Here is a 12,102-nt window from a genome sequence, read left to right on the forward strand (position 1 = left end):
ACGAAATGCGAGTAGGCGGGCTTTTGCCTGCCGTACGCGAGCATTTCAAGTGTTAAATGCTCTAAAAGGAGAGGCCATGACAACCGACCACATGCACGGCATGGACGCCGACCGGCTTCTGAGCTGGATACTTGAAGATCTTAGGCAGGGGTCCGCCCTGGGCATCGTCAGGGACCTGTTTTTCACCCCGAAGAAAAACGATCCCTTCCGCATGAAGCGCTACGGAATCGAGCTTGAAACGCCTCTGGGAGCCGCTGCCGGGCCACATACCCAGATGGCCCAGAACATCATCGCGGCATGGCTGTGCGGCGCACGCTACATGGAGCTGAAAACCGTGCAGGTGCTGGACAAAATCGCCGTGACCAAGCCCTGCATCGACATGCGGGACGAGGGGTACAACTGCGAATGGTCCCAGGAACTGAGCCTGGACGGCAGCTATGAGGAATACCTCAAGGCCTGGGTACTTATTCATGTTCTGCACGCCCATTTCGGCTTTGCGGGCAGCCCGGGCATGATTTTCAACATGAGCGCCGGGTACAGCATGGAGGGCATCCTGAGCCCCACGGTGCAGCGCTTTCTGGATCGCATGCAAAACTGCGGCGACGATGTGCGCGCCATGCAGCAAAAGCTGGCAAAAATCTGGCCCGGAGCGGCCGACATAGACATTCCCGCCTCCATGAGCGACAGCCTGACCATTTCCTGCATGCACGGCTGTCCGCCCGATGAGGTGGAAAGGATAGCCCTGTATTTTCTGCAGGGCCGCCGCCTCAACACCACGCTCAAGATGAATCCCACCCTGCTGGGGCCGGAGCGTGTGCGCGGCATCCTCAACGAGAGCCTCGGATACACGGTGAATGTGCCCGACATCGCCTTTGAACACGACATTTCTTACGACACGGCCCTGCGTATTCTTCACAGCTGCCGCCATGCCGCAGATGAACTGGGGCTGGCCTTTGGCGTCAAGCTCACCAACACGCTTGAGGCGCTCAACAGCGGCCAGAGCCTGCCGGAAAAAGAGCCTATGGTCTACATGAGCGGGCGGGCTCTCTACCCTGTTTCCATCGCCGTGGCCCGCCGCCTTCAGGACGATTTTGAGGGCAGGCTGGACATTTCGTTCTGCGCCGGAGTGGACGCCCTGAACGTGGCGGAAACCCTGGCCTGCGGGCTTGCGCCCCTGACCGTCTGCTCGGATCTGCTCAAGCCCGGCGGTTATGGTCGCCTGGCCCAGTATCTGGAGAACCTCCGCGCGACCATGCACACGGCCGGGGCAAAAAGCATAGCCGCTTTCGCGCGCAAGACGGCCGGGCTGGACGACCATACAGCCGCCGTGCTGCAAAACCTTGCCAAAACCGCCCCCCGCGCCTCTGCGCCGGATTCCCGCTATGCCAGAAGCGCCATGCGCCATACTGACGTCAAGACGTCCCGCCCCCTGCCCGCATTCGACTGCGCCGCCGCTCCCTGTATGAGCCGCTGCCCGGCAGGCCAGCATATTCCGGCCTATCTCGAACGGGCGGCAGCCGGCGACTTTGACGGCGCGCTGGCGGTCATCACTGATACCAACCCCTTCCCCTCCGTACTCGGGGCCATGTGCAACCAGGCCTGCCGTGAAAAATGCATGCGCATACAGTATGACGATGGCCTTCAGATCAGGGAAGTGAAAGGCTGCGCGGCCCTTGCGGGGCAGCGCGACCACCGCCCCGCCCCGCCCAATGGACGCCGCGTTGCCATTGTTGGCGCAGGCCCGGCCGGGCTTTCCTGCGCCTTTTTCCTGGCTTTGGCCGGATGTGCGGTCGACGTGTACGAGAGCGCTCCCCGCGCTGGCGGACGCACCCTCGGCCCCATCCTGGACAAGGGGGCCAAGGTGGCCGCTCTGGTCATCCAGGACGTGGACGCCATACTGGCCCAGGGCGTTCACCTGCACTGCGGCTGCCGCGTGGAAGCCGACAAACTCGCCCAACTGGCTGCCACGGCCGATGCCGTGTACCTGTCGCCGGGCGTGGAAGAAATTTCCGTTTCCGATGAATCCGGCATTTTCCGGGCTACCTCCACCGGAAATGGCGGCCCGCCGTCTTCTCTAGTTGCCAGCGTGGGAGAAGGACGCCGGGCTTCTGCCGCCATTCTGGCCCGCCTGGGCGTACTGTTTGCCAGCAGCCGTCCACACAGGCGGGCCGGAATGAATATTGCCGACCTGCGCCGCCGTCAGGCCTTCCGTCTTCAGGGTATGACCAGAGCTGAAGCCGGCTCTGCCGAAGCTGTCAGCCGCGAGGCAGCGCGCTGCCTGCAATGCGACAAGTTCTGCGGCATTTGCGTGTCTGTCTGCCCCAACAGAGCCAATGTGCTGCTGTACACGCAAAGTCGCACCTGGCCCATACAGCGGGCGCAAAAATGCAACGGACAAACCCGCGTGTCCACACTGGGCACGGGCGGCATAGAACAATCGGCGCAGATCATGAACATTGGCGATTTCTGCAACGAATGCGGCAACTGCGTGGCCTTCTGCCCCTCTTCGGGCGCGCCCTACAGGGACAAACCCCGCCTGCACCTCAGCAGGGCTTCCTTTGACGCAGACGACAACGGCTTTTGGCGTAAATCCGCCGCCCTGTATATGGGCAAGCACTGCGGCAAAGCCTGGAGCCTGCGTGATGATACTGAAACCCTGGTCTATGAGGACGAAACCATGCGTGCCGTGCTTGACGCATGCAGCCTTGAAGCCAGGGAAGTGACGCTCAAGCAGAATGTTGATGAAGTTTCGCTGCTGCCTGCCGTGCAGGCGGCGGTATGTTGTTCTCTAGTTTCGGGCAACCCCGCCCTGTCTTCCGCAATGGACGCCTAGCCAGAAGGAGACGCTTGATGACCACCCAGTCCAATCCCACTACTGCCACCGGCGCACCCGCCAAAACCAGCGACCTCATTTACCCGCTGGACGCCACACCGCCTTTCGGCATTACCTTGCTCGCTGCCCTGCAGCACATCCTGGCCATGATTCTCGGCGTCATGACGCCCCCGGTCATTGTGGCCACCGCTCTGGGCGCGCCCTCGCAAGCCATAGCCTATATGGTGAGCATGTCGCTCTTTTTTGCCGGTCTCAGCATCATAGTACACGCCACCCGTCCCTTCGGGCTTATCGGGTCCGGCATGCTCAACGTGCAGGCCACCAGCTTTGCCTTTCCCGCCACGCTGATCACGCTGGGGCTGGCCTTCATGCAGCAAAAAGGGCTTTCGTGGCAGGAATCCCTCAATACTCTCTTCGGCGTCTGCTTTGTGGGCTCCATCTGGCTGGTGCTCGGCAGCTATACGGTAAAATTTCTGCGCAAGGTCATCACCCACACCGTGGCAGGCATCACCGTTTTCATGATCGGCGCGTCACTTATCAAGGTGGGCGCCATAGAAATGGCGGGCGGCTTCGCCTCCAAGGCCAACGGCACCTACGGCAACCTTGACAACCTCTTCCTCGGAGGCGTGGTCATTCTTGCGGTGGTGGCCATCAACCGGCTGAAAAACCCCCTCTTCCGCATGTGCTCCCTGGTCATCGGCATGGGCGTGGGTTTTCTGGTGGCGGTTGTTATGGGCAAGGTCAACTGGGCCATTCTGAGCCAACCGAGAGAGCTTTTCATCTTGCCCGTTCCTTTCAAGTTCGGGTTCTTTGGCTTTGACCTTCAGGCATTCATCCTGCTGTCCTTCATTTTCCTGGTGCTGATTATTGAAGCCATAGGCGACATCACGGCCACGGCCTCCATCTCGGAACAACCCACCTCCGGCCCGCTGTTTCGCTCACGGCTCAAGGGCGGCATCCTCTGCGGCGGCGTATTCAGCGCGCTGGCGGCCATTTTCGGCTGCTTCCCGCAAATCACTTTTGCCCAGAACAACGGCGTCATCCAGCTTTCCGGCGTGGCCAGCCGCAAGGTAGGCATTTTCTGCGGCGGGCTGTTTGTGCTGTTCTCCATCTTTCCTGTAATTGTGGTTATTTTTGAGCTTCTGCCCCGGCCGGTACTCGGCGGCGCGCTTGTGGTCCTTTTTGGAACCATCGCCACGTCTGGCATACGCATTATGTCCGAACACGGCGTGACCCGCCGCGAAAGTATTATCATCGCCGCTTCCATAGGTGTGGGCATGATCTCCATGCTGACGCCGGAAATGTTCAACAAGATGCCCCACTTCTTCAAAATATTCTTTGAAGCTCCCGTGGTTTCCGGCGGCGTGACGGCCATGATCGTACACCAGATCCTGCCCGGCGCGCCCGCGTGCACCTCCAACGAAGAAGCGCTTGATGAAGAATGCACGCCACTGCAGGAATTCTTCATTCCCGAAGGCGAAGAAAACGGCGCAAGTCAGCCCGTAACCAACGTAGCAGCAACCAACGTAGCCAATAACAAGCAGGCCAGCTAGAGCAGTTTACGAATGAAATGAGTTAAACGCTCTGCAAGGATTTTTCTGAAAATCCTTGCCACGAAATGCGAGTAGGCGGGCTTTTGCCTGCCGTACGCGAGCATTTCAAGTGTTAAATGCTCTAGACGAAGACTACGGGCAGGCCCCGACAGGCGCATGACCGGCGTGCGGCCAGCAAAAGAGCTGGCCGCCGGGCGGCCCGAAGTCAAGACCCACAGGAGAACATATGCCATCATTCAAGATTAACGGATGTGACGTCGCCTCGGATGCTCCCAATCGCAAGCTTCTGTCCTTTCTGCGGGAAGACCTCGGGCTTATGGGCACCAAGGATGGTTGCAGCGAAGGCGCCTGCGGCGCCTGCACCGTGCTGGTGGACGGCAAGGCCACGCGCGCTTGCGTGCCGTCTCTGGCAAAGCTTGAAGGCAAAAGCGTGGTCACCATTGAAGGACTCACTGCGCGCGAAAAAGACGTGTACTCCTACAGCTTTGCCAAGGCGGGCGCAGTGCAGTGCGGTTACTGCATCCCCGGCATGGTCATGAGCGCCAAGGCCCTGCTGGACGTTAACCCCGATCCGGCCCCGGCGGACGTCAAAAAGGCCATCAGAGGCAATATCTGCCGCTGCACAGGCTACGTGAAGATTGAAGACGCCATTATGCGGGCCGCCAGGCTGTTCAGGGAAGACGCCCCTGTTCCCCAGGAAAACTTCACCGGCAAGCTTGGCGAGGATTTTCCGCGTCTGGACGCGCAGGAAAAAACCCTGGGCACGGGCCTGTATGCGGACGACCTCGGGCCTGATTATCCTGGTCTCGAGGGCATGCTTTACGCAACCGGGGTCCGCAGCAAATACCCACGCGCAAGGGTGCTTGGCATCAACGCTTCAAAGGCGCTGGAGCATCCCGACGTGGTGCGCGTCATCACTGCCGACGACATCCCCGGAAAAAAAATCATCGGCCATATTATCAAGGACCAGCCCGTACTCGTGGGCGTGGGCGAAATCACGCACTTTGTCGGCGATGCCGTGGCCCTTGTGGTGACCAGAACGCGTGAAGCCTTGAAGGAAGCTCTTGATCTGATGGAGGTGGAGTGGGAGGAACTGCCCCCCGTCACCTCGGCGGCTCAGGCCCTCGATCCGGACGCCCCCAGGGTGCACCCCAATGGCAATCTGCTGCGCGAGGAAATCGTGAACCGCGGCGATGCCGCGGCAGCCATCGCCGCGTCAAGGCATGTGGTCAGGCAGCGCTTTATCCTGCCCCCCACGGACCACGCCTTCATGGAGCCGGAATGCGCCGTTGGCGTGCCCGAAGGCGAGGACGGCATCCTGGTCTATACCGGCGCGCAGGGCATCTATGACGAACAGCACGAACTGGCCGACATGCTCAACCTGCCGTACGAAAAGACGCACATACACTCCATGCTGGTGGGCGGCGGTTTCGGCGGCAAGGAAGACATGAGCGTGCAGCACCATGCGGCCCTGGCCGCGTGGATTGTAAAAAAGCCAGTGAAGGTCAAGTTCTCCCGGCAGGAAAGCCTGGATTTCCACCCCAAGCGGCACGCTATGGAGATCAACGTAACCCTTGGCTGTGACGAAAACGGCATCATCCAGGGCGCGGATTTCGACATCCTGTCCGATACCGGTTCCTTCGCCTCGCTGGGGGGGCCTGTTTTGCAGCGCGCCTGCACCCATGCGGGCGGGCCTTACAACTTTCAAAATTTCAAGGTGCGCGGCCGCGCCATGTACACCAACAATCCCCCGGCGGGAGCGTTTCGCGGCTTCGGCGTTACCCAGTCCGCCTTCTGTATGGAATGCGTCCTGACGCTCCTGGCCGAAAAGGCGGGCATTTCCCCCTGGGAAATCCGCTACCGCAATGCCGTGAGGCCGGGGCAGGCCCTGCCCAACGGGCAGATAGCCGACCCCAGTACCGCGGTGGTGGAATGCCTTGAGGCCGTCAAGGAATCCTTTGACAAGGCGAAGCACCCCGGCATTTCCGCCTGCTTCAAGAATTCCGGCGTAGGCGTGGGCCTTCCCGATACCGGACGCTGCATCGCCTCCGTTGAGAAAGGCAAGATACATCTGCGCAGCAGCGCTGCCTGCATCGGTCAGGGCATGGCCACGGTCATGCTGCAAATGGCTTGCGAAAGCACAGGATTTCCCCCGGATGTCTTCTTTGTCGAGCCGCCGGACACTGTCCGCACTCCCAATTCCGGCACCACCACGGCCTCGCGTCAGACCGTGTTCACCGGCGAGGCCACGGTACGCGCCACCGCACAACTGAAACAGGCGCTGGAAGAAATCATCGAAGAAGAACAGATCTCGTGGGACGAAGCTCTGCAACACCTTGAAGGCAGAGAATTTTTGGGTGAATTCCTGGGCGTCACGGACCCCATGGGTACCGACAAACCCAATCCCGTCAGCCATGTGGCCTACGGCTATGCGGCCTTGGTAGTCGACATCGACGACGACGGAAAAATCCTCTTCATCCACGGGGCCTACGACGCAGGGCGTGTGGCCAATCCGGCGGCCGCTCAGGGCCAGCTGGAAGGCGGCATCGTCATGGGCATGGGCTACGCCCTGACCGAGGATTTCAAGGTGGAAAACGGCTACCCCAAGAACAAATACGGCACACTCGGCCTTTTCAGAGCTACAGATATTCCCGAGATACGCACGCAATTTGTCGACAACAAGAATTGGGGGCCTTATGGCAAGGGCGGCAAGGGCGTGGGCGAACTGGCCTCAATCCCTGCCACGCCAGCCATCCACGGGGCCTATTATCACCTGGACGGGGTGTTCCGCACATCGCTGCCGCTGAAAAACACCTTTTATAAAAAGGCTCCCAAACCCAAGGAGCCTAGAGCAGATTAACTTTGAAATGCTTCACATTTCAAAGTTTTCATTCAGCCGAAAAATGTGATTTGCGCCAAGCATCAGCAGGCTGGCCGCTCAATTAACCAATTGCTGTCTTTGCGGCAGTCGCTGGCGAGTCTACGAGCCTTACGAATGGCGACAGCGATTGTATGGAACAAAATGTATAGTTACTCATGCTGTCTTTATCCGTAGCTTCCTTCGTCGCAACGGCTAAAGCTCGGCTGAATCCACGCCACGTTGTGGCGACTGCCGCCTTCGCGACAGCTGGAGCAATTTCAAAATGAAATTGCTCCAAAAACTGATTCTCCCGGGCGGCGCTCCCGGCAACAGGGCATCACAGCATGGCAGAAGGGCGGCAAAGAACATCATTCACGCGGCTGCTCCTCACGGAGCAGGGCCTCGTACTGCTCAGGCGTGTCGATATCCGCCAGTATGCGCGGGTCGGGCATTTCCACTTGCAGGCATGCCTCCGGGTGCGCGTCCCGCACGCCCCGGCCGCCCTCGTCACCCCGCCGCTGCAGAAGCTCGGCGCGGAAACGCGCCGGAAAAAATACCGGGCTGGCGGGGCGACCGCCAGCCCGGGGCACCACAATATGCTCCGGCGAAGCCCGTTCAAGCAGGGCCAGCACAACATCCCTGTGCAGCAGGGGCTGGTCGCCGGTAAAGTACATATAGCCATCCGCCCCGGATGCCTCTGTTCCCAGGCGCAGACTGGCGGCCTGCCCTTCTTCGGGGGCATGGTTGATTACTGTTCTGAAGCCCGGCGGCAGTTCTTCATGCTGCTCCAGCCAGTGCAGGGTCTGCTCCGTGGTGACAAGTATGCGCTCGGCATAGGGCAGGGAGGCAACCAGGGCCAGACTGCGGCCAAGAAGACTGCTGTTTCCAAAGGGGAGTAACAGCTTGTTTTTTCCCATACGCCGGGACAGCCCGGCGGCAAGTACGATGGCGGCTATATTCATGACGGTCATAAAGAGGCTGAGGTTAACGGCCTGACGTGCAACGGTTCCAGCATGGGGCTTATCCGGCCAGCTGACAACCAAAAATCCGGCCCTGGCGGCCAGAAAACGGATTTTTTCCATGGGAAGACACATGACGCCAACCACGCCTGCTGCAACAAGGACGGACATCGCCCGTGCCCTTGGGCTGCGGCCTGGAGACAGGGTTTGCCTCATCGGCAGCGGCGGCAAAAGCACGCTCATGAGCGCCCTGGCTGGCTGTTTTCCGTCTTTGCCCGTACTACTGGGCACAACGACCAAAATCTTCGCTCCTTGCCCGCAAAGCTACAGGGCCTTTCTGGATCAGGCCGCCGCCGAAGACCTGCTGTGCGCCTGGGCCGGAAAAAGGCATGCCCCCGAACCCGGCATCTACCTTGCCTGCGGCCGCGCCATTTCGTCCGGCAGCGGCCAGGCCGCCCCCACCGCCAAACCCGCTGCCCCTTCAATGCAGGAAATGCACTGGTTTCGCGAAGCCCGTAACAATGCCCAGGCTTTGCCGCCCGGCGCTTGCGCCAAATCTGTCGATGAGGCCATGACCGCCTACAAGTTGTTGCCGCTGCCCCACAAAATGTATGAAAACCTGAGCGGTCATGACGGCCCGTTTCGTCTGCTGCTGCTTGAGGCCGACGGCTCGCGCATGCTCCCCCTCAAAGGATGGGGCCCGCAGGAGCCTGTGGTGCCGGACTTTACCACGGCCACCATCGGAGTCCTTCCCGTCCACCTTCTGGGGCACCCCCTGGATTCCCGCTACGTACACCGCTGGCCCGTTTTCAAAGAACTTTCCGGGCTGCGTGAAGGCCAGGCCTTGCGGGCCGATCACCTTGCTGCTGTCATCAGCGGCCCTTGCGGCCTGTTTGCGCACGCCAGAGGGCGAAAAATCCTTTTTTTCAGTCAGATTGAAGACGCTGCCGCCCTGGATCAGGCCGGCCGTGTTGTTGACGCACTGCCGCCAGAGACTCTGGCCAATCTGGATTGTATTGTAGCCGGCAGCGCCCGGTATGGCCGGGCCATCCGCATGCAGGGCGCGGATACGAGCGGCCCGCCACAGAGCGCCCGCACCGCAAACGCCATTCAGGAGGGAGTATGATGTACAATCAGGATGTGATCGCGGTGCGCGGCGGCGGCGACCTGGCCACAGGCGTGGTGCAGAAGCTCTGGCGGGCCGGCTTCAGGGCGGCGGTGCTGGAAGTGCCGCAGCCCCTGGCCATTCGCAGAAACGTGGCCGTCAGTTCGGCAGTGCTGGAGGGAGAATTTCAGGTGGAGGATATGCGCGCCCGGCTGGTGGCCGCTCCTGCCGACTGCGACCGCGCCTGGGCTGACGGGGTCGTTCCCGTGATTGTCGATCCCGGAGCCGGGAGCCTTGCGTGGCTTCGGCCAGCCGTTCTGGTGGACGCCATCATTGCCAAGCGCAACCTGGGAACCCACCGAAACATGGCTCCCCTGACCATAGCCCTGGGGCCGGGCTTCAGCGCGCCGCAAGACGTGGACGCCATTATTGAAACCATGCGCGGCCATGATCTGGGGCGGCTTGTCCTCAGTGGATCGGCTCTGCCCAATACCGGCATTCCCGGCGAACTGGGGGGCAAAAGCGCTGAGCGCGTGGTGCGCGCGCCCACGGCAGGAGTCGTCAAACACGTTAGACAGCTTGGCGACTGCGTAACCTGCGGAGAAACGCTTTTCACCGTGGGTGGAACGCCCGTGCCCTCCCCGCTGAGTGGATTGCTGCGCGGACTTATCGCTGAAGGCATGGACGTGCCGCAGGGGCTCAAGTGCGCGGATGTGGATCCGCGCCCGGCGGAAAATGTGAACTGGCAAAGCATTTCCGACAAGGCACGCTGCCTGGGAGGAGCCGTTCTGGAGGCCTGCTTCTATCTGGCCCGTCTGCGCGGCGTGATTCTGGCCCCCTTTCGTCAGGAATATCTCCAGTATGCCATGACACAACAGCATCTGCCTGCAACGGAAGCGCCAGAGAGGCTCCCGCAAATACCGCTTGAAACACATTTCGCCTGGCGGCATCGCAGACGGCAGGCTAAAGCCACGTGATCGGCCTTCATGCACCCGTTTTCCAGAAAAAGACGATTGTTAAACCTGTTTCAAGCACGCACAGTCAACCAAGGATACTGCAATGAATGCAACCACTGTAATCTCCACCGACAAGGCCCCCGCCGCCATCGGCCCCTATTCCCAGGCCATTTCCACTGGTTCGCTGATTTTCACATCTGGCCAGCTTCCCCTGAAACCCGGTTCCAAAGACATCTCGGACAATATCAAGGACCAGGCGCGGGCCTCGCTGACCAATGTCAGGGCCATTCTGGAAGCGGCCGGTTCTTCCCTGCAAAAGGTCGTTAAAACTACGGTTTACCTTACCGACATCAGTGATTTTGCGTCCGTCAACGAAATATATGCGGAATTTTTTTCCACGCCTTTTCCGGCCAGAAGCTGCTTTGCCGTCAAGGCCCTGCCCCTTGGGGCCAGAGTGGAAATAGAAGTCATCGCCAGCGTATAACCTGTATGCACGCCAGCGGGCGTTTGTTGTCCATTTTTTTGCGATGGAACGTCTGCAAACAGTGCTCACGAGGGCGGATCATTCCGGTAATGGCTGCCCCTTCTCCAAAACTCCACTACAATAAACTGTCTGCCATTCAGGGCAACGTGCACCAGACGGGGCCTGCGCCATAAGCGCAGGCCCCGTCTGGTGTTCATTGCGTGCAGAAGGATACCCGTGAACCTTTGGGCGTGTGTTCTTTTGAACGAACCTCAGGCAGATTGCTGACGGTATACGCCACGTTGTGGCGCGCTGCACTTTCGTGCAGCGTTGGAGCATTTACACTTTTTCAAAGGTACCATGCTCTAGCAGTTCGCCATTTCCCTTACGGCGTTGTCCGTGGCCTCCTGATTGAAATCCATCACAGTGGGGGCGCTGACGACTTCCTGCTCCAAATGTGCGTATTCTTCAGTAGTTACGCCAGCATCAGAAACATGTTCGCCGGAGCCGCCCTGAACAATAATTTCGCTCATGTCGGTCAGGGCCACTTCGTGCAGGTCTGAGCCCGATGCAACGTACCAGAGGCCGTGCTCGCCATTTTCCGCCAGGTGCTGGTCGGCGCCCGCAAACAGGCTGTCAAGGCTCTCATCCCCAAGGGTCAACGTGATCTCGCCCTGAACCCCGGCGATGCCGCTTTGGCTTTCTCCACTGCCAAGGTGGTCGTTATGCAGGAGCGCGTCCCCCTCATATGCGGACGTATCCACGTGCGCGCCAGCGTCAGGGGCATTTAAAAAGGCGAAAAGCGGCTGTGCCGGTTCCACCTCATGTTCGCCCGCAACCAAACCTGGCTGCGCGATGTCGTCAGGCACAAGAATATCCGCATGCAGCGCAGCAGTGTCCGGCTGCACGCTGGCGGCAGATGCAGCCACCTGACTGTCATCGCCTGCCATATGAACCGAACCATCATGAGCGGCGGGCGGTGTCTCCTGCGTGCTGGCGTCATGCCCGGCTGCGGCATGCTGGGCGTCCTGCGTGCTGGCGTCATGCCCGGTTGTAGCATTCTGCGCGTCCTGCGTGCTGACGTCATATCCGACTGCGGCATGCTGCGCGTCCTGCATCGTGCTGGCGTCATGCCCGATTGTAGCATGCTGGGCGTCCTGCGTGCTGGCGTCATATCCCGCTGCGGCATGCTGGGCGTCCTGCGTCTGGTGTTCTGCGTCTGTTTGTGCAAACGAAACCGCAAAACCGGAGTCGTGCCCTGGCAAGAGGTCTATAAGTTCCGAAGGAACAATGGCATCCGCACCCGCTCTAGTGTAGATTGCTTCCAAAACCCCTTCAAAGGTTGTCATAAAGTCAGCAGTCAAGTCGGCAGG

Annotated in this window: 8 protein-coding genes; 6 read left to right on the forward strand and 2 right to left on the reverse strand. The window is 60.2% G+C overall.

What is annotated here, in order from left to right:
• Positions 1-76: 76 nt before the first annotated feature.
• From RBR41_RS13220 to xdh, 3 genes are all read left to right on the forward strand, one after another.
• The gene (locus tag RBR41_RS13220) at positions 77-2,833 is read left to right on the forward strand and encodes an NAD(P)-binding protein (protein ID WP_320353111.1); all 2,757 of its coding nucleotides are present in this window, start codon (positions 77-79) and stop codon (positions 2,831-2,833) included.
• A gap of 17 nt (positions 2,834-2,850) precedes the next feature.
• On the forward strand, positions 2,851-4,386 hold the full coding sequence (locus RBR41_RS13225) for a solute carrier family 23 protein (RefSeq protein WP_320353113.1): 1,536 nt from the start codon (positions 2,851-2,853) through the stop codon (positions 4,384-4,386).
• Positions 4,387-4,612: 226 nt separating this feature from the next.
• On the forward strand, positions 4,613-7,246 hold the full coding sequence (xdh, locus tag RBR41_RS13230; RefSeq protein WP_320353114.1) for a selenium-dependent xanthine dehydrogenase: 2,634 nt from the start codon (positions 4,613-4,615) through the stop codon (positions 7,244-7,246).
• Positions 7,247-7,614: 368 nt separating this feature from the next.
• On the opposite strand, the gene RBR41_RS13235 is transcribed toward xdh, so the two are convergent.
• Positions 7,615-8,328 (reverse strand): nucleotidyltransferase family protein, encoded by a 714-nt coding sequence (locus RBR41_RS13235; protein WP_320353115.1) that lies wholly within the window; start codon positions 8,326-8,328, stop codon positions 7,615-7,617.
• 10 nt (positions 8,329-8,338) lie between these two features.
• Between RBR41_RS13235 and yqeC the strand changes: the two genes are divergently transcribed.
• The 3 genes from yqeC (at position 8,339) to RBR41_RS13250 (ending at position 10,750) form a co-directional block, all read left to right on the forward strand.
• Positions 8,339-9,331, forward strand: coding sequence for a selenium cofactor biosynthesis protein YqeC (yqeC, locus tag RBR41_RS13240; protein WP_320353116.1), 993 nt, complete (start codon positions 8,339-8,341; stop codon positions 9,329-9,331).
• A complete protein-coding gene (gene yqeB, locus RBR41_RS13245) occupies positions 9,328-10,287 on the forward strand; it encodes a selenium-dependent molybdenum cofactor biosynthesis protein YqeB (RefSeq protein WP_320353118.1) in 960 nt (319 codons plus the stop codon). The genes yqeC and yqeB overlap by 4 nt, the downstream gene beginning before the upstream one ends.
• Before the next feature lie 82 nt (positions 10,288-10,369).
• Positions 10,370-10,750, forward strand: a complete 381-nt coding sequence (locus RBR41_RS13250) for a RidA family protein (RefSeq protein WP_320353119.1) — start codon at positions 10,370-10,372, stop codon at positions 10,748-10,750.
• Positions 10,751-11,094: 344 nt separating this feature from the next.
• On the opposite strand, the gene RBR41_RS13255 is transcribed toward RBR41_RS13250, so the two are convergent.
• A partial coding sequence (locus RBR41_RS13255; RefSeq protein WP_320353120.1) for a hypothetical protein occupies positions 11,095-12,102 on the reverse strand: 1,008 nt, incomplete at its 5' end.

It is taken from the genome of Desulfovibrio sp. (genome assembly GCF_034006445.1).
GTDB lineage: Bacteria > Desulfobacterota > Desulfovibrionia > Desulfovibrionales > Desulfovibrionaceae > Desulfovibrio.